We start from the raw sequence: 23,700 nt of genomic DNA, 5'->3' as shown, positions 1-23,700 counted from the left end.
ATTCTGAAAATTCAACCATTCTGTAAAATCTGATTCTGACATGCAATCGACTAACAATATCCTCATGATCCGCCCAGTTAATTTCGGGTTCAACGCGCAAACGGCCGAGAGCAACGCTTTCCAGATAAAACAGGCCGACCAGCAGGCTGTGCAGCAAAAAGCACAGCAGGAGTTCGATGGTTTTGTAAGCACACTATGCGAAAACGGCATTAACGTAACTGTAATTGAAGATACGCCTGAGCCACACACCCCCGATTCTATATTTCCGAATAACTGGGTAAGTTTCCATGATACTGGTGATATATTCCTGTACCCTATGCAGGCTGTGAATCGCCGGCTGGAGCGCCGCGAGGATATCATCAGCCAATTGGAAGATAACTTTGCAGCAAAACACATCATCGACTTGAGCCGCTACGAAGCCAAAAACCAATTTTTAGAGGGCACCGGCAGCATGGTGTTAGATCGCGAAAATAAAATCGCCTACGCTTGCCTTTCCCCCCGCACCGATGCCGAAGTATTAAAGGCTTTTTGCGATTACACCGGCTACAGAGCCGTCACATTCGATGCCTTCGACCAGCAAGGCAAGGCCATTTATCATACCAATGTGCTCATGTGCGTGGGCAGTGCTTTCGCCGTAATTTGTTTGGATAGCATTACCGATCTGTACCAAAAGCTTGCAGTTATTCAATCACTAAAATCCACAGGGAAACAGGTTATCGAAATCAATTTTGAGCAGATGAATAAATTCGCGGGAAATATGCTGGAGGTAAAAAACAATGTGGGCGAAACGCTCATCGTGATGTCGCAAACGGCTTACACTTCCTTAACCGATGCGCAACGCAATACCCTGTCGGTATTTGGCAAACTGGTTTACGCAGACATCAACACCATAGAAACAAACGGCGGCGGCAGCGCAAGATGCATGATGGCCGAGGTGCATTTGGAGCAACTATAACCGCAAAGTGGTCCATCCGAAACTTATTAACTCGCCTCGGCGAGTTTTTCGTTTTCAAGCAGTTTTAATAATGCCTTTTCGGCGATATTCAACTCGGCCGATTTTATATCCTGCTTCTCGTCGAGCGCGCTGATGTATTTAAAAATGGTGCCTTCTTCATAGCTTTTTATTACCGTGGGGTGCACATAATATTTTTTGCAAACCGTACGGGTATTGCCCAGGTTTATGGCAACTTCGTCCAGCACGCTTACTATTTTTTTACGGCACTCGGTTACGTTATCGAATTCGCCCGCCTGCTTAAAGGCATATAGTGCGCTCACGCTACCCGCCCAGGTGCGGAAATCCTTAGCGGTAAAGTCCTCGCCGGTTATCTCCTTGAGGTAAGTATTCACGTCGCCCGAGTCAACGGTGCAGCAGCTGCCGTCTTCATTGTAATATTGGAACAACTCGCGGCCTGGTATATCGCGACATTGCTTAACCAAATTGGCAAGCTTTCTACTCTGCAGGGCTACCTTGTGGAACACCCCTTTCTTACCCTTAAACTCAAAGTTCATGCGCGTGCCTTCAATCCTTACATGCTTATTCATCAGGGTAGTAAGGCCAAAGGAACCGTATAATTTTTTATAAGATTCGTTCCCTACCCTTATGCTGGTCAGTTCCATTAACCTAACCACCAAAGCTACTACCTTCTCGTGGTCGAGGTTGCGGCGGTCAAGGTCATGGTCAACCTGTTGGCGTATAGCTGGCAGGTGCGCCGCAAAGGTTTGCATGCGGTGATATTTAGATTGATTGCGTATTTTATTCCAATACGGATGGTAACGGTATTGCTTGCGACCGGCAGCGTCGGTACCTGTAAACTGTAGGTGACCGTTCTCATATGGCGATATCCAAACATTGGTATAAGCAGGCGGTATTACCAACCGCGTAAAGCGGGTTACCATCTCTTTATCCTTCACCAATTGGCCTTCAGCATCGTAATAACGCCAACCTTTACCCGATTTTTTGCGCGTGTACCCCGGCGTAGCATCTGATACATAACGAAGACCCACGGCTTTTGCTGTAACCTTTGGGTCGCGGCCAATTTTTTCGAGTTTTTTTACAAGGCGGTTCATTGGTATAGAACACACCGGGGCAGGATAAGTTTCAAGTCGGAAGTCCAGCCCCCTCTAAATCTCCCCCGGAAGGGGAGATTTTTAATCCTTCAACAATATCTATGCCCTCCCTTCCGGGGAGGGTTGGGTGGGGCTTATAGTGATTTCACCACATACTCCACCTGCTCGGGGTGAATATCCAGGTGCGTTACAAAACGTATGCGGTGCGTATCGGTACTGGCAGCCTTAATGCCTTTGGCTTCCAATCGTGATAGAACCACATTAGCCGGTTCTACAGTATCGAATAAAATAATATTGGTTTCTACAGGTAGCACATCAGTCACCCAGCTTTGTTTGGCCAATTCAATAGCCACTATTTGTGCGTGCTGATGGTCAATTTTTAATCGTTCCACATGATGGTCAAGCGCGTAGATACCGGCAGCTGCCAAAAAGCCGGCCTGGCGCATGCCCCCGCCTAATACCTTGCGTATGCGGCGGGCATATTTGATGGTTGCTTTATCGGCTAACAGCACCGAACCTACCGGCGCGCCCAAACCTTTAGAAAGGCATACCGATATACCGTCGAAATAAGTGCCATAATCTACCGCCTTATCACCCGTATGCGCAAGCGCGTTGAAGATGCGTGCGCCGTCCAGGTGTAGCTTAAGCCCCCGGGCCTTGCATAGCCCGGCAATAGGTTTAATGTGCTCCAGGGTATAGCAACTGCCGCCGCCTTTGTTTACGGTGTTCTCCAGCACCACCAGGCTGGTGTGCGGGTAGTGTATATTTTCGGCATTTATCTCGGGGGCAATCATTTCGGCCGTAAGTATGCCACGATAACCATTGAGCAAACGCGTAGATACGCCCGAATTGAAGGCAATACCCCCACCCTCGTAACGGTACACATGCGCGGTTTGGTCGGCAATTAGTTCGTCCAGCGGCTGGGTAAAGCATTTGATGGCAATCTGGTTGGTCATGGTGCCGCTTGGGCAGTAGATGGCTGCTTCCATTCCGAACATGGCTGCGGCTTTTTCTTCCAGCGCGTTTACGGTTTCGTCCTCGCCGAACACATCGTCGCCCACTTTGGCGCTCCACATGGCTTCAAGCATGCCTGGGGTTGGTTTGGTTACGGTATCGCTGCGTAAATCAACAGTCATCATATATCAAAATCCTTTATATTTGGTTCAAATATCTAAATCTTATGCGAAGAATTTTACTCTTATTGTTTATTTCGGGCTTGTGGTTTTCGGCTTCCGCCCAAATGGGAGAATGGACCGCCGGCTGTTATTATCTTTTAGACAGCAGCAAAGTTTGCGGCATTATTAAATGGAACGAAGGCGATAATATCCAATTTAAGACTACTGATACAGCAGGGAAAGTAAAGATTAAGACAACAGATTTAAAAGCATTTGTAATTAAAGCAGATAGCTTTGTAATATCACATAACCCTGATTTGCGCAAATATCCGGTGTTAATGGTTACAATAAATACCCCTCTTAAATTATACATGAATTTAATAGAAGTTACATCCGCGTCGGGCTTTGGCGGCTATAGCTCGGGATACGCCCCACGCTATTTTTACGGCTCTAATCCAAACGATATAAAGAAGATAAGCAGGAAAAACTTTATCGAAATAATGACCCAAATATTGGCTGGCAACGAATTCTTCGTGGAAGCAATTAAGGATGGACGATATAGTTATGATTTCATGGGGGAGCTTTTATTGGCTTACGATACGGCCAAGCAAAGAGGATTATTAAACAATGCCAAATGATTATGTGATTTATTTATTCGTGACATATAACTGTTGGCGTGCTGATTTATCTATCGGAATTAACGGAAGTAATGAAATTTAAATCAACGGTTTTAAGAAATGCGCAATAATAAAATATATACATTAATATTGGCGATTCTCCTTATATCCTGTAATAGCTTATATGCCCAAATATGGCAACCCGGTTATTATACCGATGTAAGCGGTGTTAAATATTACGGCATCATCCGCCCATGCCCCGGAGGTAAGGGCCCGTTTCCGGGCGAGGGCTACATCGAGTTTAAAGACTCGGAAAAGGGGGAGGTTATGCCTTTAACCACACGTGACGTGAAATGGTTCGTAGCCGGCCAGGATAGTTTCGTGGTAGCTAAACAACCGGCCAAAGGCAAGTGGAGCAGCAACCCAACCGATTTTCTACGCGTGGTGATGAATGAAGAGGTTAAAGTTTACGCACTTCGAGTGGCCGATGGCAAACCCGCAACCTACAAAGGCAGTGGCCATACCCGCAAAACTACTACTGCCGAAAGGTTGATTTTTGGAGGGCTCTCCGCCGATAGGAATAGCGCGATTGCCCAAAATCCAACTGTTACTAAAGACGGCTTATATAAAGGAGCAGCTAATTATACGTTACCGGTATTTCCGGCGGTTTTATCTTCGGGCCCTTCAAACCGTGGCAGCAGTTACAACAAATGGTATTACTACGGCAACAGCCCCAATGAAATGCAGTACGTAACCGACGATAATTTCCAGGCAATGATAGCCCTTGTGATGCAGGCACAGCCTAAGCTTGTTGAATATATTAAAGCCAATCCTTTCGGGCTGGACAATATTGAACAGCTTATTACGTATTTTTACAAAACGAAAGCCGAGGGGAAATTTTAACCCGGCTTTTTAGGCAAACAAGAAAATTAACAATGTATTCTTTAAAAAAATATATTTCCCTCGCGGCAGTTATTCTTTTAACAAACCTAAGCGCTTTTGCCCAAAAATGGCAGCCCGGCTATTTTATCGATGTAAAAGGCGTGCGGTACGATGGTTTCATCATCCCCAACCCTGCCGGTACCGGCCCCATCAAAAATGAGGGCTTCATAGAATTTAAGGATGCCGACAAGTCCACCCCCTACAAACTCAGCACCAGCGATTTGCAGGCGTATGTGGTTGGCAAAGACAGCTTCGTAGTGGCCCACGCTCCCGGCAACGAAACCTGGGCCAAAAAGGAGCTCGATTTCGTCCGCGTTGTAGTAAACGAAGAAACTAAAATATACGCCACGCGTGGCGCAGGTAGTGGCAGCGGTACAGGTAAAAAGGTATCATTTGCGCCTAGTTTGGGCCTTAGTACGGGCGGCGGCGGTTACGGCGGTGGCCTTGGCGGAGGCGTAGGTATCAATATTGGCGGAGGTGGCGGTGGCGGCAAAGGCGATAAATCGCAGCTAAGCTATTATTACGGCACCAATACGGCTACCATGAGGCACCTTACCGAAGATAACTTTGTAGACGTAATGAGCGAAGTAATGGGCGATGAACCGGAAGTGGTGGAGCAACTGCGGGCAGGGCGTTTCGGCTTGCGCAACATGGATAAACTGGTTGATTATTTTAACAAAGTAAAGGCTAGTCATAAGCAGTGAGTGGTGAATAGAGATTGGTGAGTAGTTTTTAAAATCCTTTGCTCATCAAATAAAAAAGAGTGAACCAAATTTGTCAACTTTTAAAAAGTTGACAAATCCCCCCCCGAAACATGAAAAAATCGATAGCGATAGATATGGACGGCGTTATTGCCGATGTAGACCAGCATTTTTTAAACCTTTACCATAGCGAATACGGCGTGCTTTTTACCAAGGACGATATAGCCGGCAAAACCGAGGAAACCTTGTTTCCTGAGGCCGGGGCAGCCCGCAAATTCGCTTTTACGCCGGGTTTTTTCTTAACCGCACCTGTGATGGAGGGCGCTGTGGAGGCAGTAAAAAAACTGATGGAAACCTATGAGGTGTACATTGTTTCGGCGGCGATGGAGTTCCCGCTTAGCCTTACCGAAAAACACGAATGGCTAAGGCTCAACTTCCCATTTATTAGTTGGCGCAATATTGTTTTCTGCGGCGATAAAAGCATTATCAACACCGATTACATGATTGATGACCACCTCAAAAACCTCGACAATTTTAAAGGCAAAACCCTCATGTTTCACTCCTTCCACAACGTGAATTATAACCACCACCAAAGGGTGAATAACTGGGATGAGGTGATAAAATTATTAGTAGAAGAGGCATAATTTGCGATTTAACCACAAAGAACACAGAGGGAAAAACACAAAGGGAACAAAGCCATAGTAGCTGGTTAACAGTCATTAAATTAAAAAACTGCTGCTTTTATTTTTTTTCTTTGTGCCCTTTGCGAATATACGCCTTGCAAATCTTTGCGTACTTTGTGGTTAAAAAAGCTATTTTGCTTTCTCCCCCAACGAAAACCAGTTCCCCGAGTCATCTTTAAACAGGGCCTCAAAGCCATAGAACTCTTTGGTGGGCACTTTAGTAAATTCCACGCCTTTTGCCTTTAGTTCTTCGTAGGTGGCCAGCAAATCGTTGCATTCGAATACGCCGAAACCGAAAGTGCCTTTGCTCACCAGATCACGCATTTGGGTGGCAGCTTCCTGCTTAAACATCATGCCCTCGCTGATGGCCATCAGCGTAATTTCCAGATCAGGTTGTTCGGGCGGGCAAACGGTGAGCCAACGCATGCCGGGACCCATGCTGGCATCGGTATGCACCTTAAAACCCAGTTTGTTTACATAAAAATCGTAAGCGCTGTCCTGGTCGAGCACGAAGATGCTCACGTGGTTAAGTTTGGTAATCATATGGTTATTTGTTTATGGGGTAAAGATGAGGTAAGACGACGAGATTGGGTTATCGAAAATTGCGAAGTTTTTGCGTTGGGGAAAGGCGGCCGTCATTCTGAACTTGTTTCAGAACCCCATCATAAAAGTGGCCACTTAGCTAAGCCGCTTTGCATGACGGCGACCTGCCGTGTGGGGTCCCGAAATAAATTCGGGATGACGATTTATTTATACAAAGCCAATCGATTATACCCACCCGTTCATCTCCGCAAAGCAATTGGGTATAAAATTCAACGGAGCTTTTTTGATTTCGGCATCACGCTTCAGTTCTGCCTGTTGCCATGCCGATGGCGATTGCTTTACCAACCGTTTAAATAATGCCGAAAACGAACTCAGGCTATCAAAACCGATGGTGTAGCAGGCATCAGTCACCGGCATACCACTTTTCAGCAGCCGCTGCGCATTGGTAATACGTACCGCAATCAGATACTGATGCGGCGTTTTGCCATAGGTGGACTTAAACAGGCGGATGAAGTGGAATTTGGAAAAATAGGCCTCGTCGGCAATATCATCTAAATTCAAGGGTTGATGATAATGGGTATCTATAAACAACTTGGCCTGCACCACGCGCCGGTAGAGATACATTTTGGGGTAAAGCGCATCGGCTTGCATGTTCATCTATCAAATTTACCCAAAGGGATTGAATGCGACTATTCTAAAATTGCGTTTATTTTGGCTATGATCAAAGCGATCACCTCCGGCGATTTGATGATGCGCTCGTGCCCTGCACCTGGAAAGTTTTGGCTCTGGATAAAGGGGCGTTTCTCCAAAAAATCGTGCATAAAGGGATAGGGCGAAATCAAATCGACATCATCATACAGCAGCAGATGCGCTAATTCCGCATCGAACTGGTAAAATTTATCCAAATCGTAATCAGATGCCGGGCGACCTACCAGCTCGGTAAAGCTTTCCAGGTAAGCTTGTTGCCATGCAGGGGCAACACCAACGGCTGTCATGCTGTTTTCGAAATTTTCTTTCAGGCGGATTAGCGGGGTTATACTGATAAGAAGATGGGGCCTTGCAGCAAAGCTATTTAAAGCCACCGTGTTGGCCATGCCGCCCATCGAGTGGCCTATCAGCACATCCGGCATACCATATTCGGCAATAACCGCTTCTGCCGCTCCGGAAAACAAAGCCCCGTTTGATAATTCGGCTTCCGAACTGCCGTTGCCGGGCACGTCGAAAGCAATAATGTTGGTATCGGGTATCTCACGAAGGGCTGCAATCAGCTCCATAAAATCTGCCGCTTTGGAGCCCCAGCCGTGCGTTATCATAATGGTGCGCCCACCACTACCCCATATAAACCCGTTAAAGGTTAAATCGGTATGGGTAAAATGCTCATCGTAAGTGCTGAGGGTAAATCGCTCTGCTTCATCCAGCATTTGTTGCTGCAGCAAGCGCAGGGGCATTTTTGGCGAGTAGCAGATGAGCTGCCAAAGCAGGTCGATATATGCGGGGTCGGTATCGTTGGCAGCTTTTACCTGTGCTAGAATCTGTTTTAGTTTTTTCATCGGATGGATGTGCTGTAAAGCAAAGCTATAGAATTACCCGCAGCTTAGTAGCTTTCGTCGTTCCATAAAACGTGGTGCTCCAGGCTTTCAGGCTGTATCACCACAAAACGCACAAATTTAAACTCGGCCTTCACCTGGTCGCGGATGCGATCGATAGCCACATTGATATCCGATGTATCCATCTTTTCGTTAAAAGCCACAATGAGCATCAGCAGCACTTCTGATGGCGATTGATAGGTAGATAGGATATGCATCACCTTAACCACATCCTGGTCGTTTTCTACGATGCGGCAAATCTTATCCCGCGTTTGGGTAGATACCCCCTCGCCCATCAGCAGGCTGCGGCTCTCCCGCGCTAAAATGGCCGATACCACAATCAATATCAGCCCCACCAGCAGCGATGCCACGCCATCGATATAAGGCTGGTTGAAACGGTGGCTGAGGTAAACACATATCATCACCACGAATAAGCCGGCAACCGCCGCCGCATCCTCAAACAAAACCAAAAAGCTGGACGGGTCTTTGCTTCTTACCACCGCTTGCCAGAACGGTCTATCGCCACGAACCTGGTTAAACTGCTTTACAGCAACAATGAGCGAGGCTCCCTCGAACACGATTGAGAGCGACAGCACCCAGTAATTGATGGTTGGGTCGCCCAATGCTTCGGGCTTGATGATGTGGGCGATGCCCTGATAGATTGAAACGCCCCCACCCAGACCGAAAATCATGATAGACACAATGAAGGACCAAAAGTAAAGCTCTTTGCCGTATCCAAAGGGGTGGGTAGCATCAGGCAGTTTTTTACTCCGTGCTAAACCTAGCAGCAGGAACAATTCGTTAACCGTATCTACCAACGAGTGCACTCCCTCGGACACCATGGCGGCGCTATTGCTGATGCCGCCCGCTACAAACTTGGTTACAGCAATAAGCAGGTTTGCCGCAAGCGCGGCGTAAATGGATGTTTTAGATGAAGCCATAATCTGGCTGTATAATGAGCCAAACGGTCGATTGTTTTACAGTGATGAATTTTATATGATGTCCGCGTCGAGAGTCGACTCAATCCCTGCCCTCATCTCTGCTACGCAAAGAAGGGGAGACATTGGGGCTTTTTTCTTTTTTTTCCTTCTCCTTACCCTCTTTGCGAAGCAGAGAGTCGACGCACGGAGTGCCGACGGGGTGAGTCAATTATGCGAGCGATAAGAAACAGGTTCAGAGGCCCGAACAATCAAAAGACACAGTAAGCTAAACTGTAACTTTTTCATTTCAAAAGGTCGGTCGCACCTAAATTTTAGCATCTTTAAGGTTTACCGTCTGTTATGAAAAAAACACTACTCCCCGCCTTGCTCTTACTGGTCTGCATCAACACATTTGCGCAAAAAAATTCTAAAAAACCGCTCGACCAATCGGTTTACGATGGCTGGCAAAGTATCAGCAACCCATTAATTAGCAACGATGGTAAATGGGTGCTTTACGTAGTAAAACCGCAGGAGGGCGATGCCAACCTGGTACTTACAGATGCCAAAAACAAAAAGCCTTTTGCTGTGCCCCGTGCAGATACCGCCCGCTTTACGGCCGACTCTAAATACGCTGTGTTTATGATCCGCCCGTTTTTTAAAGACATCCGCCAGGCAAAAATAAAAAAGAAGAAACCCAACGAATTCCCTAAGGATACACTGGGCATTACCTTAACAGGCAGTGGCACAGTAGATAAAATACCGGCGATCCGCTCGTTTAAGATAGCGGAGAAAGCCTCGGTTATCGCCTACCTCTCCCCCGCCGACACGGTTAAGGCACCAGCGGCGGGCGACACTTCAAAAAAAGCCGTAGCTACCACCATTGCTCCGCCTGTGAAGGATGGCGCCGAACTCACCCTAAGGCAACTGCTTACCGGCAAAACACGCACTTTTAAATACGTAAGCGATTATATCTTGAGCAAAGACGGAAAACTACTGGCGTTTTCGGTAACGGCACCCAAGAAACCTAAGCATGCCAATACCGGAGAGTTTTTATATGATATTGAAAAGCAGATGCCTGTAAAGCCAAAAAAATCTAAAGATATAGTGTCAGGCCTATTTGTTTATGATATTGAAAAGGATAGCCTGAAGGTCGTAAGCACCGGGCGAGGTAATTACCGTAACCTGGCCTTTGACGATGCCGGGAAACAACTGGCCTTCACTGCAGAAAAGAACCCCGAAAAAGCGCAGGTAAAACCCTTTAAGCTTTACTATTACAACAGTGCAAAAGATAGCGCGGATGTTATTGCTACAGGGGGAACAAAAGGTATGCCGGCCAACTGGTCCACAAGCGGCGATGGCCGTGTATTTTTCAGCAAGGATGGCACTAACCTGTTCTTCGGCACCGCCCCCATCCCTAAGCCTGCCGATACCACCCTGGTAGATTTTGAAACCGCCAGGCTGGATATATGGAACTATAAAGACGATTACCTGCAGCCCTACCAACTAAAAAACCTGCAGCGCGAACTGAAGCGCAGCTACCTCGCGGTTATCCGCCCCGGCGTAGGTGAACAGAAGTTAGTCCAGCTGGGCGACGAGAACATACGCGACGTAGCGCTGCCTGATAATAACAACGGCGACTATGTATTGGGCCTTGCAGATACCGGCGCGCGGGTACAATCACAATGGGAAGGCGGCTCGCAGCAGGAAGCCTTTCTCATCAACACTAAAACCGGCGAACATATCCGCATCAATGCCCGCGCAAAGGCCAGTTACCGCATATCTCCCGCAGGGAAATACGTTGCTTGGTTCGATTCTAAAACACAAAACTGGTATTCTTACACCATCGCCAACGGCAAAAAACTGAATTTAACGGCTGCAACGGGTGTAAAAATGGGCGACGAAGAAAACGACGTACCCGATGACCCCGGCGCTTACGGTATTGCAGGGTGGGAGAAAGACGACAAGACCGTGCTGATATACGATCGGTACGATATCTGGAGCATAGACCCTGCTTCGGGCCACGCGGTTAGCCTCACTAACAATTTCGGTCGCCACAATAAGATAACCTTCCGCTATAGGCCTACAGACAGCGAAGAGAAATTCATCGACCCGAAGAAACCGATTTGGCTCATCGCCCAAAACGAAGAGGATAAACATTGGGGCTATTACACCAAAACGCTCGGCACGCCCGGCGACCCTAAAAAAATCATTGTAGCACCCATGAGCTACAGCAGCCTGCAAAAAGCCAAAAATACAGATGTATTTATTTATACTAAAGCCAGTTACACGCAGTCGCCGGACTTATATATTTCGGGGGATTTACTGAAAGAAACCAAACTAAGCACCATTAACCCGCAGCAGGCTAATTACAACTGGGGTACGGCAGAGCTTGTGCGCTGGACCACGCCAAAAGGCTTTAAATCAAAAGGCATCCTATACAAGCCGGAAGATTTTGACCCCAATAAAAAGTACCCCATGATTGCCTACTTCTACGAGAAACTGAGCGATGGGCTTTACGCCTACCAGGCCCCTGCCCCTACGCCATCACGCTTGCCCATATCGTGGTTCGTAAGCAACGGCTATCTGGTTTTTGCGCCGGATATCAGCTATATAAACGGGCATCCCGGCGCATCGGCGGTAGAATTCGTAAACTCCGGCGTGGAGGCTTTAAAGAAAAACAGCTGGGTTGATGGCGCTCACATCGGCATACAGGGCCAAAGCTGGGGCGGCTACCAGGTGGCCTACCTTATTACCCAAACCAATATGTACGCCGCTGCTTGGGCAGGCGCACCGGTTGCCAACATGACCTCGGCCTACGGCGGCATCCGCTGGGAAAGCGGTGTAAACCGCCAGTTCCAGTACGAAAAAACGCAGAGCCGTATCGGTGCAACGCTTTGGGAAAAACCCGAACTATATATCGAGAACTCACCTCTCTTCCAATTCCCCAAAGTACAAACTCCGGTGGTGATCATGAGCAACGATGCTGATGGCGCGGTGCCTTGGTACCAGGGTATAGAAATGTTCACCGCATTGCGCAGGCTTAACAAACCCGTGTGGCTGCTGCAATACAATGATGAGGCGCATAACCTGGTAAAACGCCAGAACCGCAAAGACATCAGCATCCGCGAAGCGCAGTTCTTCGGCCATTTCCTTAAAGGCGAACCCCTGCCTGTTTGGCTGGATAAAGGCGTGCCTGCCGTAAATAAGGGTAAGGATTGGGGATTGGAATTGGCCCCTCCCAACCCTGCCCAGTAGGGAGGGCTATATTAAAAGTCTCCCCTTCCGGGGGAGATTTAGAGGGGGCTGGCTTACTCCAAATAATAATGCCTTATCTGGTTCAGCCTATCATCCAGCTCATACACCCACGGTGTGGCGGTAGGAATATCCAGTTTGGCCACTTCCTCATCGCTTAAGTTATCTATATATTGTATAAGCGCCCGCAGGCTGTTGCCGTGCGCGCAGATGACCACCTTTTTACCATCGCGGATGGCGGGCACGATGGATTCGTGCCAAAAGGGCAATGCCCGCGTCATGGTTTCGCTCAGGTTTTCGGTGAGCGGTAGTTCGCGGTAAGTAAGGTCGTTATAGCGCAGGTAATTGCCCGGGAAACGCTCGTCCTGCTCGGTTATGGCCGGCGGATGTTCTTTGGGGTCGCGGCGCCATTTGTGTACCTGTTCCTCACCATATTTGGCAACGGTTTCGTCTTTATTGAGGCCCTGCAGTGCGCCATAAAAGCGTTCATTCAACCGCCAGGATTTATGTACGGGTATCCACAGATGGTCAAGCTCTTCCAACACAAAATGCATGGTTTTGATGGAGCGTTTCAGCACCGATGTAAAGCCTATATCGAAGGTGTACCCATGTTTGGCCAGCAACTGACCGGCACGTTTGGATTGTTCTGCTCCCTCTTCAGACAAGTCTACATCCGTCCACCCGGTAAAACGGTTCTCTTTGTTCCAAACACTTTCGCCATGGCGAATCAACACGAGTTTCTGCATAATGCTAAGTTAACGGGCAATGGGCAATTGAGTTTAATAATAATTGCTATTTAGGTGTAAATAAATTAGCTTGCATGCATAAACCAAATTTAAAACCTTTTAGCACATGATCCCAACTACTCCTGTTGTTGTGAAGGATGGCATAGCCAACCCTGCACCACTTGGCCTTTGCGCCTTCGGTATGACCACCGTATTATTGAATATCCACAATGCCGGCTTTTATGAAATGAATACCATGATATTAGGCATGGGCATATTTTACGGCGGACTGGCGCAGGTTATCGCCGGCGTAATCGAAGCCAAAAAGAACAATACGTTCGGCCTAACGGCTTTTACCTCCTACGGCTTTTTCTGGCTATCGCTGGTAGGCCTCATCGTGATGCCTAAACTGGGCTGGGGAACCAAACCAACCGAAGGTGCTATGGTTGCCTACCTTAGCATCTGGGGTTTCTTTACCTTTTGCCTGTTCTTCGGCACATTGAAACTGAACCGCGCCTTGCAATTTGTCTTCGCATCACTCACGGTGTTGTTCGCACTACTGGCCATAGGCGATGCTACGGGCAACAAAGACATCACCAAGCTTGCCGGTTACGAAGGCATCATTTGCGGGTTATCTGCCATTTACACCGGCATCGCCGGGGTGTTAAATGAGGTTTACGGTCGGGTGGTGTTACCAATAGGATCGGTAGAGAGTAAATAGCATTTGGGCGTAATTTTTTTCTGAACTCGAATTATAGGGAATTCATAAAATGGGCAGAATGCGTTATTTATTCGCGTTTTATTCTGCATATTCTTTAAATTCCTTAAAATTCGAGTTCAGACAATAAGCTATTCCTGTTATTTTTTCTTCCTAACTTGCACCCGTGAAAGACCTCAAAAAATACTACGTAATCCCGGCCACGCCAGAGGAGCTATATATGGCGCTTACCAACCCCATCACCATCCAATTGTGGACTGGCGAAGAAGCCGAAATGTCAACCATCCCCGGTTCGGAGTTTTCCATGTGGGAAGGCAGCATCGTAGGCAAAAACCTGGAGTTTGAGGAAAACAAAAAGATCGTACAGCAATGGTATTTCGACGGGCAGTCCGATGAATCTATCGTCACCATAAAACTGCACGCCGATAAGCACGGCACCTCGGTAGAGCTACGCCATACCAATATCCCCGATAGCGACTTCTACGACATCTCTGAAGGCTGGAATGAGGCCTACTTCGGCAGTTTGGTGGATTTCTTTTCGGAAGGATAAGCAGGAATTACTCTTTAAACCCTTATCGTCATACCGCGTGTAAAGAGCACAAAAAACGCTCTCGTTTGCCTGCCCGTAGCAGCGTAAATTTCTGGCTGTAAGCCACCGTAAGGCAATTTTTTCTCAATTCCACTTCACGAAAATATTTATTCAATAACTCAATATTTATTCGATAAAAGTTACCTAAATTCATGGAAAATAACGCGCCTATTCCATGAACTACATTTACAACCTTTTCCGTTCGCGAAGAGGGCCGGCCATTGTGGCTGCAACACTGATCCTTATCGCCATAAGTATTTCTCTCATCCGTGCCAACAACCGTAAGAAGGGCGGCGCAGAGTTCAGCCGATATATAGAATCGTACACTACAGGGGTAATTTCCAAGCAAAGTAGTATACGCATCAAGCTGGCCGGCGAGGTGCAGGTAACGCATACACGCGGCGAAGAGCTAAGCGACGATATATTTGAATTTTCTCCGTCTATCAAAGGAAAGGCTTATTGGATAGACGAGCGCACCATCGAGTTCCGCCCCGAAGGCAAACTCGATCCGGATAAAAAATACGATGCACAGTTCAAATTGGGCAAATTGATAAAAGTAGATGGCGAATTCGAACACTTTAAGTTCGATTTTCAAACTATCAGGCCCGATTTTAGTGTAACCTTTGCAGGTTTAACCAGTGCCACCAACAGCTCTTCCGATATGATGAAGCTTGCCGGCTGCATTCAAACCGCCGATGTTGAGAACCAGGAAAAGATAGAAAAAATACTCACGGCCAGTTATGATAGCCCGGTAACGTTAACGTGGCAGCATAATCCGGCCAACAAATTACACCGGTTCACCATCAACGGAATTAAACGCGCTGCTATTTCCGCCCCCATCAAGGTTAACTGGGATGGCAGCGGGTTGGATATTGAAAAAAACGGTGATCAAAGCTTTGATGTACCGGCAATTGGCGATTTTAAGGTATTAGATATAAAAGCCGTGCAGGATAACGACCAGTACGTAGCCGTGCAGTTTTCAGACCCGATAATGGTTGGACAGGAACTGAGCGGGCTGATCACCATTGCCGGCGTAAACGAACCTGCTTATACGATAGACGGCAGCGTGATAAAAGTTTACGCACCCGAAAGACTTGAAGGTAATTTTGGCATAGTGGTGAACGAGGGCGTAGAAAGCGTATTCCACAAAAAGATAAATAAAAGCTATACAGCCAATGTGTTCTTCGAGAACCGCCTGCCTGCGGTAACCATCCCTGGCAAAGGCGTTATCCTGCCCGATTCGGGTAAATTAATGATGCCATTCGAGGCCGTTAACCTGAAGGCGGTAGATGTAAGTATCATCAAAATTTATGAGAATAACGTGCCGCAATATTTCCAGGGTAACGGGTTTGATGGCGGCAACGAGCTAAGGCAGGTGGGCAAACCTATCCTACAGAAAACGATCAGCCTTACCGCTGATAAAGGCCTCAACCTCCACAAAAAGAACCGCTTTATGTTGGATGTGGATAGGCTTTTCCGTGCCGAACCGGGCGCTATTTACCGGGTGGTGATCGGTTTCAGGCAGGAATACTCGCTGTACAATTGCAAAGCGGGCAGCCCCGTAGCACTAAAAGGCGATGATGAAGAAAGCGACGGCGACGAATACTATAACGAATATGGCGGCAACACCAACAATGTAAGCGACGAGGATGACGATTTTTGGGCGAGGTATGATAATTATTATCCGGAAGGTTACGATTGGCAAAAACGTGCCGACCCTTGCGATAATTCCTACTTTACTAAAGACCGCTGGGCCATCCGCAATATTATTGCCTCCAATATTGGCCTCATTGTAAAGCGCGGAAGCGATAACAACATCACTATTGCGGTAACCAATATTTTAACGGCAGAGCCGATGAAAGGCGTAGACCTGGAGTTGCTGGATTACCAGAAACAGGTGATAAGCAAAGTGACATCGGATGGTGATGGCATGGCCAAACTGGAGGTGAAACGCAAGCCTTACCTGCTGGTTGCCAAACACGGCAAGGAACGTGGCTACTTGAAGCTGGATGATGGTAGCTCGCTGCCGCTTTCCCGCTTTAACGTTGGTGGCGAACAAGTACAAAACGGGCTGAAAGGTTTTATTTATGGCGAACGTGGCGTATGGCGCCCCGGCGATTCGATATTCACCACCTTTATTTTGGAGGATAAGCTGAAGACACTTCCTGCCGACCACCCGGTGGAGTTTGAACTGTACAACCCTAACGGGCAGCTTTATAAAAAACTTACCCGTACAAACGCCATAGACGGTTTCTACAGCTTCCATACCGCTACCGAGACCACCTCGCCCACCGGCAACTGGTCGGCGCGGATAAAGGTTGGTGGTGCCACCTTCGAAAAGAAGATAAAGGTAGAAACCATTATGCCAAACCGAATGAAGCTTAAACTGGATTTTGGCGCGGCAACGGAGTTAACCAAGGGCAGCGGCGCAAACGGCAAGCTGAGTGCACAATGGCTGTTTGGCGGCGCGGCGCAAAATTTAAAGACCAAGGTTGATGCCTTCCTGTCTTCTAAACAAACAAAGTTTGCAGGCTTTGAAGGTTACGAATTTGACGACCCTACCCTCGCCTTCAACACCCAAACACAAACCGTTTTCAATGGCAGGCTGAACGAGAACGGCCTGGCAGATGTGAATACCGATATCAATGTAGACAAGCAGGCACCGGGCCAGTTACGCGCCAACTTTGTGGTAAAAGTGTTTGAACCAGGTGGCAACTTTAGCTTGCAGCAAACCGCAATGGATTATAATGTTTACGCTGGTTACGTAGGGCTAAAAACGCCCAAGGGCAGCGAACTATCGGGTATGCTGGTTACCGATAAAAACCACGATATTGAGATAGCCGATGTAGATACCAAGGGAAAATTGTTTACCGGCACCCGTACCGTAGAGCTGGAGCTCTACAAAATACAATGGCGCTGGTGGTGGGACGAAACGGGCGACGAGATGAGTAACTTTACACAGGATAAGTATAATAAGCTCATCAAAACCGGCACAGTCACCCTTAATAACGGGCGTGGTAAATACACGCTCCGCATCCCGCAGGCCGACTGGGGGCGTTACCTCATCCGCATAAAAGACCCGGAAACCGGGCACTCTACGGGTAAAATCATGTACGTGGATTGGCCAAACTGGTCTGAACGCTTACAGAACACCGCACCAACCGAGGCTGCAATGCTCTCCTTCACCTCTGATAAAACCAATTATAAAGTTGGCGAGGAAGCTACGCTTACCATCCCAACCGGTGGCGACGGACATGCACTCATCAGCTTTGAAAATGGCAGCAAAGTTTTAAAAACCATCTGGATCGATACCAAAAAGGGCGAAACCCGCTACACCTTTAAAGTAGATGAGGCCATGGCACCAAACGTTTTTGTAAACGTAACCCTGCTGCAGCGCCACTCGCAAACCAAAAACGATTTGCCTATACGCATGTATGGCGCTATCCCGCTAAACGTGGATAACCCCGAAACAATACTGAAGCCAGTCATTACCATGCCGGATAAGATCCGCCCGGAAACGCAATCGGCCATCACGGTATCCGAAGCAAACGGAAAGGCAATGACCTATACCATAGCCATTGTTGATGAAGGCCTGCTGGATATCACCAACTATAAAACGCCCGATCCGCATGAGGCGTTTTATGCACACGAAGCCCTCGGCGTAAAAACCTGGGATTTATTTGATTATGTTATCGGCGCATTTGGCGGGGGTTTAGAGCGCATCCTGAGTATCGGAGGCGATGGCACCGGCGGTGTGAATAAAAAAGTAACCGTGAACCGCTTTAAACCGGTGGTGAAATTCCTGGGGCCATTCAGTTTGGATAAAGGCCAAAGCCAAACTACTAAATTTACGCTGCCGCAATACGTTGGATCGGTAAAAGCAATGGTTATTGCCGGCCACAATGGCGCGTATGGCATTGCCGAAAAAGCAGTGGCTGTAAAGAAACCGTTGATGATACTTGCTACCATACCAAGGGTGCTGGGACCATCAGAAAAAGTACAGCTGCCTGTTACGGTATTTGCCATGGAGAATAACATTAAACAGGTAACGGTGCAGGTGCAGTCCAACGTGTTCAGCAATTTGGCAGGCAAAAATACCAAGATTATAAACTTTTCCAAGCCGGGCGACCAGCTGGTAACATTTGATTTGGATGTGAAGGATTTTGTTGGCATCGGTAAGGTGAAGATCACGGCAAAATCGGGCGGCGAAAGCACAGCATACGATGTGGAGTTGAACCTACGCAATCCTAACCCGCCGGTAACGCGCGTGCTGGAGAAAGAGTTAAAACCGGGCGAAAGCTGGGCAACACCTTACACGTCAATAGGTATAAACGGCACTAACAAGGCAACGCTGGAAGTTGCCAGCATCCCGCCGCTTAACCTGGGTAAACGATTGGAGTACCTCATCACCTATCCACATGGCTGTGTGGAGCAAACTACTTCTTCAGGTTTTCCGCAATTGTATTTAAGCCAGCTGCTTGATCTCTCTTCGCGCCAAAAAGCGGAAACCGACCGAAACATAAAAATGACTATTAACCGTTTAAACGGCTTTAGAGCACCGAGTGGCGGTTTAACCTACTGGCCGGGTTACGGCGGTGAGGCCGATGAATGGGGAACCAATTACGCCGGCCATTTCTTATTGGCAGCACAAGCAAAAGGCTATAGTTTGCCTGCGGGTTTAATGAACGACTGGAAACGTTACCAAAAACAGAAAGCGGTAAACTGGTCGCCCGACCCGCGGACAAACATCCATGGCTATTATTATACCGACCTGGTGCAAGCTTACCGCCTGTTCCTGCTGGCACTATCGGGTTCGCCGGAATTAGGTGCAATGAACCGCCTGAAAGAATACCAGTACATTAGCGTAGAAGCACGCTGGCGCTTAGCCGCCGCTTATAAACTTGCCGGGCAACCAGAGGTTGGCTTACGGATAATCAGCGGTTTACCAACCAACATTGCACCTTACAACGCTATGTACGGCACCTATGGCTCTGACGTACGCGATGAAGCCATGATATTGGAAACCCTTACCCTGCTGGGGCAACGCCAGAAAGCTGCGCCATTGCTGCGAACCATTGCATCGAGGCTTTCAACTGATAGCTGGTATAGTACCCAAACTACAGCCTACTCATTGGTAGCCATAGCCGAATACTGCGGGCAGAACAAACCCGGCGGAAAACTGCAATTCAACTACCAGGCAAATAGTACAACGGCTAGTGTCAATTCCGCATCCTATATATGGCAATCAGGCCTGGCAGCTAACGGTGGCAGCGTAACCATGAAGAATAATGGTACAAACCGCCTATACGTAAGATTGATACAGCAAGGGCAACCATCATCGGGGCAGGACATAAAAACCTATATAAACCCGGATGTGCTACAGATGCGCATTGCTTACACTACACTCGGTGGCAAACCAATTAACCCTGCAACCCTCAAACAGGGAACCGATTTTGTGGCACAGGTGAATATCAAAAACCCCGGCAAGCGCGGCCGCTACGATAATATGGCACTCACGCAGATATTCCCTTCGGGTTGGGAGATATTGAACACCCGTATGTTGAATAACGACGAGGCGTTTAAATCGTCGCCTTCTGATTATCGCGACATACGCGACGACCGGGTGAATACTTATTTCAGTTTAACCGAGGGAACGGAAGTAACCTACTACGTAATGCTAAATGCGGCCTACGCCGGTAAATATTACCTACCTGCGGCCTACTGTGAAGCCATGTACAACCACGATATAAATGCGTTGCTGAAAGGGCAATGGGTTGAGGTGGTGAAATAAACCGGTATTAAACGGATTTTCCGGATTTTGAATAGAGCTGTAATCATAGCGATGGGCTCAACCCATCGCTATTTTGTATGCCGAAATCCGCTCCTTATAACTATGGGCACAGTGCACCTTCCTTGACACGCAATAATGCTGTGCGTTAAAACGCAAAACGCCCCTCAAGCTTTGCTTGAGGGGCGTTTTGTATAGCTGCAATCTGTGTATCCATCTCGCATGCGTGCTTTTTTCATCTGAAATCTGCACATACGCAATCTGCACATCTGTAGCCTAGTATTCCAGCGGCACTATCGGCTCTTTTTTGCTGGTGCTCATGATCATCATGGTTTGGAATGTTTTTACCACCGTAATTCGGCTGATTTTATCCATAATGAGGCGTTCGTACGATTTAATGTCGCGAACGTAAACCTTCAGCAGAAAATCGCATTGGCCGGTTACGTGGTGGCACTCGGTAACTTCCTTAATGGTTTGTATCTCATCCAAAAAGGTTTGGATGGTGTTTTTCTGGTGAAAATCTAAGGATATCTGTATAAACGTCTTGATGCCAAGACCCAGCTTCTCCTCATCTACCAAAGCATGATAGCTTTTGATGTATTCCGCGTTCTCCAGTTTGCGCACGCGCTCCAGGGTGGGTGCCGGTGAAAGCCCTATTTCGGTGGATAGCTGCAGGTTGGTTATGCGGCCATTTTCCTGTAATATCTTGAGTATTTGGAGGTCTATCTTATCTAATTCAGCTGCCATGGTACATGCAAATATAAAATAATCTGTAGCACGCAAAATATAATTCCACATAAATATCGTGTAACCAAACAAATAAAAAAATAAAGTCACTTTTTAGACAAGTCTAAAAATAATATTATATTTGGCTAAATGAATACATTAGCCGAAGAGAATTATTTGAAAGCCATATACAAACTGGCTGTGCTTAGCGCAAACGTAAGCACCAACCAGATAGCGGCTTCGCTGGAGACCAAAGCTTCCTCGGTTACCGATATGCTGCGCAAATTATCGGATAAACAACTCATTAACTACACCCGCTACCAGGGTGTTAGCCTCACAGGCGCGGGCGAAAAGGTGGCTATTAACATCATCCGCAAGCACCGTCTTTGGGAATACTTTTTGGTAGAGAAGCTAAATTTTAAATGGGACGAGGTACACGCCATGGCCGAAGAAATGGAGCATATCTCATCGAATGAACTGATAGACCGGCTGGATGAATTCATGGGCTTCCCCAAACGCGACCCGCACGGCGACCCGATACCCGATTGTAACGGAAATTTTAAAACCAACGATCTTAAACCAATTTCGGCTCTCGCTGTTAGTGCCGGGGGTATCATCTCAGGCGTTCGGGACCACTCCGTGGCTTTCCTGCAATACCTGGATAAGCAGGGCCTGATAATTGGAAAAAAAATAATGGTGAAAGAAATCATCAGTTACGATAACACGGTAGTATTACAAATGGATAGTAAAGTTTTACAGATAAGCCGCGAAGTGGCCAATAACCTTTTGATAGCAATATGAGTAAGAGCCATACCGAAAGCGGCAATTCTTTGGGCAATGTTCATGGCTCGGTAAACCCCGAAAACTTAACCGGCTGGCGTAAACTAATGGCTTTTTTAGGCCCGGCTTACCTGGTAAGCGTTGGGTATATGGATCCCGGGAATTGGGCAACAGATTTGGCTGGTGGCAGCGCATTCGGCTATAAACTTATCTGGGTGCTATTCGCATCAAACCTCATCGCCCTTCTACTTCAATCGCTGGCGGCAAGGCTTGGTATAGTACGCGGGCTGGATCTGGCCCAGGCCTCTAAAAATGCCTACCCAAGGTTTGTAAACTTTTGGTTGTATATATTGGCTCAAATTGCCATTATAGCCTGCGACCTGGCCGAAATAATCGGTATGGCAATCGGATTAAAGTTATTGTTCCATCTGCCGCTAATATGGGGCGTATCCTTAACAATTACGGATACCGTACTCATGCTGTATCTGATGAATAAAGGTATGCGTAAACTGGAGGGCTTTATTATTTCGATGATATTTATCATCGGGATATCGTTCCTGGTAGAAATGTTTATCGTAGGGCCGGAGGTTGTTGATATTGCAAAAGGCTTTATACCTAACAATTTATTTAAAAACGACAAGGTTAGCCAGCAGATGCTGTATATAGCCATTGGCATTATTGGTGCCACAGTAATGCCGCATAATTTGTACCTGCATTCGTCGCTGGTGCAAACCCGCAAAATAAGCCGCACAAAAGAAGGCTTTAAATCAGCAATTAGGTTTAATCTTTTTGATACGGTAATAGCGCTTAACCTGGCTTTTTTTGTGAACGCAGCCATCCTGATTCTTGCCGCTACAGCATTTTTCAAAAACGGATACTTCGAGGTTGCCGAGATACAAGATGCTTATAAGCTATTGGAACATATCTTTGGTAAAATTGCGCCCGTGCTTTTCGCTGTTGCGCTTATTGCCTCGGGGCAAAGCTCTACTATTACCGGTACACTTGCCGGCCAAATCATTATGGAAGGCCACATCAACCTGCGTATAGAGCCTTGGTTAAGGCGCTTGCTTACCCGCGTATTGGCCATTGTTCCTGCGGTTTTTACAATCTTATATTTAGGTGAAGATGCTTTGGGCAGCCTGATCATCCTTAGTCAGGTGGTATTGAGCCTGCAATTGGGTTTTGCGGTTATCCCGCTCATCCACTTTACGTCTGACAAAAAACGAATGGGCGACTTTGTCATCAGTCTGAAAGTGAAAATACTGGCCTGGGCAAGCGCAATATTAATTGTTGGGCTTAACGCTAAGCTCGTTTATGATCAGGTTGGCGATTGGCTGGCGGAAAGTAAAAGCGCCGATATTTACATCTATATTTTTGTAGTACCGATAGTGATAGGGATTGCCCTGCTACTTTTATACGTTTTCCTTCGCCCGCTGCTTTATAAGCACAACGACCAGCCCGCCTTTGTACCCCACGGTATTGCAGCCGCGCTTGATAATTTGGAGCCGGTACAATACAACCATATTGCCGTAACTATCGATTTTTCGAAAAACGACCAGGACTGCATACGCCATGCTTTAATGCAAGGGGGCAAAAAAGCCAGATACAGCTTGATACATGTAGTTGAAACGGCAGGCGCAAGATATTACGGCAAGCAGGTAATGGACAACGAAACCCAAAGCGATGTAAATAATTTGGATAAGTATGTTGATGCTTTAACCAAACTCAACTATACTGCCGAGGCGCGCATAGGCTACGGCGGGCCTGCTGCAGCGATTGCCGAAATTGTGAACACGGAAGGAATAGATTTCATTGTGATGGGTTCACACGGGCATAAAGCGCTTAAGGACCTAATTTTCGGCACCACCGTAGACAGCGTGCGACATAAGGTGAACGTGCCGGTACTGGTTGTTAAACCAGCCGCAAAATAATTCGCATATTTGCACCG

The 23,700-nt window shown here is 47.3% G+C and carries 19 protein-coding genes; 11 read left to right on the top strand and 8 right to left on the bottom strand.

Annotation, left to right across the window (positions count from 1 at the left end):
• Window positions 1-64 precede the first annotated feature (64 nt).
• Entirely contained in the window at window positions 65-955 is an 891-nt protein-coding gene (gene ctlX / locus E2R66_RS14680; RefSeq protein ID WP_240049325.1) for a citrulline utilization hydrolase CtlX, read from the top strand.
• Between the two features lie 26 nt (window positions 956-981).
• Here ctlX and E2R66_RS14675 read toward each other — a convergent pair whose 3' ends face one another.
• Together E2R66_RS14675 and E2R66_RS14670 are read right to left on the bottom strand one after the other, a co-directional pair.
• Window positions 982-2,067 (bottom strand): DNA topoisomerase IB, encoded by a 1,086-nt coding sequence (locus E2R66_RS14675; protein ID WP_133232073.1) that lies wholly within the window; start codon window positions 2,065-2,067, stop codon window positions 982-984.
• 134 nt (window positions 2,068-2,201) lie between these two features.
• Window positions 2,202-3,206: a threonine aldolase family protein gene (locus E2R66_RS14670; RefSeq protein WP_317130778.1), complete on the bottom strand. Its 1,005-nt coding sequence runs from the start codon at window positions 3,204-3,206 to the stop codon at window positions 2,202-2,204.
• A 41-nt stretch (window positions 3,207-3,247) separates the two neighbouring features.
• Between E2R66_RS14670 and E2R66_RS14665 the strand changes: the two genes are divergently transcribed.
• From E2R66_RS14665 to E2R66_RS14650, 4 genes are all read left to right on the top strand, one after another.
• On the top strand, window positions 3,248-3,820 hold the full coding sequence (locus E2R66_RS14665; protein WP_133232075.1) for a hypothetical protein: 573 nt from the start codon (window positions 3,248-3,250) through the stop codon (window positions 3,818-3,820).
• A gap of 129 nt (window positions 3,821-3,949) precedes the next feature.
• On the top strand, window positions 3,950-4,702 hold the full coding sequence (locus E2R66_RS14660) for a hypothetical protein (protein ID WP_133232077.1): 753 nt from the start codon (window positions 3,950-3,952) through the stop codon (window positions 4,700-4,702).
• A 32-nt stretch (window positions 4,703-4,734) separates the two neighbouring features.
• Window positions 4,735-5,445, top strand: a complete 711-nt coding sequence (locus E2R66_RS14655) for a hypothetical protein (RefSeq protein WP_133232079.1) — start codon at window positions 4,735-4,737, stop codon at window positions 5,443-5,445.
• A 110-nt stretch (window positions 5,446-5,555) separates the two neighbouring features.
• Entirely contained in the window at window positions 5,556-6,086 is a 531-nt protein-coding gene (locus E2R66_RS14650) for a 5' nucleotidase, NT5C type (protein ID WP_133232081.1), read from the top strand.
• Window positions 6,087-6,254: 168 nt separating this feature from the next.
• Here E2R66_RS14650 and E2R66_RS14645 read toward each other — a convergent pair whose 3' ends face one another.
• From E2R66_RS14645 to E2R66_RS14630, 4 genes are all read right to left on the bottom strand, one after another.
• Window positions 6,255-6,668 carry a VOC family protein gene (locus E2R66_RS14645; protein ID WP_133232083.1) on the bottom strand — a complete coding sequence of 138 codons (414 nt, stop codon included), beginning with the start codon at window positions 6,666-6,668 and terminating at the stop codon, window positions 6,255-6,257.
• A 225-nt stretch (window positions 6,669-6,893) separates the two neighbouring features.
• Window positions 6,894-7,325, bottom strand: coding sequence for a helix-turn-helix domain-containing protein (locus tag E2R66_RS14640; RefSeq protein WP_204985932.1), 432 nt, complete (start codon window positions 7,323-7,325; stop codon window positions 6,894-6,896).
• Window positions 7,326-7,357: 32 nt separating this feature from the next.
• Complete coding sequence (locus E2R66_RS14635) at window positions 7,358-8,218, bottom strand: alpha/beta fold hydrolase (protein ID WP_133232085.1); 861 nt, start codon at window positions 8,216-8,218, stop codon at window positions 7,358-7,360.
• A gap of 44 nt (window positions 8,219-8,262) precedes the next feature.
• Window positions 8,263-9,195, bottom strand: coding sequence for a cation diffusion facilitator family transporter (locus tag E2R66_RS14630; RefSeq protein WP_133232087.1), 933 nt, complete (start codon window positions 9,193-9,195; stop codon window positions 8,263-8,265).
• Between the two features lie 339 nt (window positions 9,196-9,534).
• Between E2R66_RS14630 and E2R66_RS14625 the strand changes: the two genes are divergently transcribed.
• A complete protein-coding gene (locus tag E2R66_RS14625; protein WP_133232089.1) occupies window positions 9,535-12,429 on the top strand; it encodes an alpha/beta hydrolase family protein in 2,895 nt (964 codons plus the stop codon).
• Window positions 12,430-12,482: 53 nt separating this feature from the next.
• Here E2R66_RS14625 and gpmA read toward each other — a convergent pair whose 3' ends face one another.
• A complete protein-coding gene (gpmA, locus tag E2R66_RS14620) occupies window positions 12,483-13,172 on the bottom strand; it encodes a 2,3-diphosphoglycerate-dependent phosphoglycerate mutase (RefSeq protein ID WP_133232091.1) in 690 nt (229 codons plus the stop codon).
• A gap of 106 nt (window positions 13,173-13,278) precedes the next feature.
• On the opposite strand from gpmA, the gene E2R66_RS14615 reads away from it, so the two are divergent.
• From E2R66_RS14615 to E2R66_RS14605, 3 genes are all read left to right on the top strand, one after another.
• Window positions 13,279-13,872, top strand: coding sequence for an acetate uptake transporter (locus E2R66_RS14615; protein WP_133232093.1), 594 nt, complete (start codon window positions 13,279-13,281; stop codon window positions 13,870-13,872).
• Window positions 13,873-14,035: 163 nt separating this feature from the next.
• Window positions 14,036-14,419, top strand: coding sequence for an SRPBCC domain-containing protein (locus tag E2R66_RS14610; protein ID WP_133232095.1), 384 nt, complete (start codon window positions 14,036-14,038; stop codon window positions 14,417-14,419).
• A gap of 214 nt (window positions 14,420-14,633) precedes the next feature.
• Window positions 14,634-20,249, top strand: coding sequence for an alpha-2-macroglobulin family protein (locus E2R66_RS14605; RefSeq protein WP_133232097.1), 5,616 nt, complete (start codon window positions 14,634-14,636; stop codon window positions 20,247-20,249).
• Between the two features lie 273 nt (window positions 20,250-20,522).
• Here the strand turns inward: E2R66_RS14605 and E2R66_RS14600 are convergent, their stop codons facing one another.
• Window positions 20,523-20,993 carry an Lrp/AsnC family transcriptional regulator gene (locus E2R66_RS14600; RefSeq protein WP_133232099.1) on the bottom strand — a complete coding sequence of 157 codons (471 nt, stop codon included), beginning with the start codon at window positions 20,991-20,993 and terminating at the stop codon, window positions 20,523-20,525.
• A 129-nt stretch (window positions 20,994-21,122) separates the two neighbouring features.
• Here E2R66_RS14600 and E2R66_RS14595 point away from each other — a divergent pair, with 129 nt between their 5' ends.
• The gene (locus tag E2R66_RS14595; RefSeq protein WP_133232101.1) at window positions 21,123-21,773 is read left to right on the top strand and encodes a metal-dependent transcriptional regulator; all 651 of its coding nucleotides are present in this window, start codon (window positions 21,123-21,125) and stop codon (window positions 21,771-21,773) included.
• A complete protein-coding gene (locus E2R66_RS14590) occupies window positions 21,770-23,683 on the top strand; it encodes an Nramp family divalent metal transporter (RefSeq protein ID WP_133232103.1) in 1,914 nt (637 codons plus the stop codon). The genes E2R66_RS14595 and E2R66_RS14590 overlap by 4 nt, the downstream gene beginning before the upstream one ends.
• Window positions 23,684-23,700 lie beyond the last annotated feature (17 nt).

The organism is Mucilaginibacter psychrotolerans, assembly GCF_004519315.1.
Classification (GTDB): domain Bacteria; phylum Bacteroidota; class Bacteroidia; order Sphingobacteriales; family Sphingobacteriaceae; genus Mucilaginibacter; species Mucilaginibacter psychrotolerans.
The sequence above is the reverse complement of the archived record's forward strand: the minus strand, read 5'-3'. Positions and strand labels throughout refer to the sequence as shown.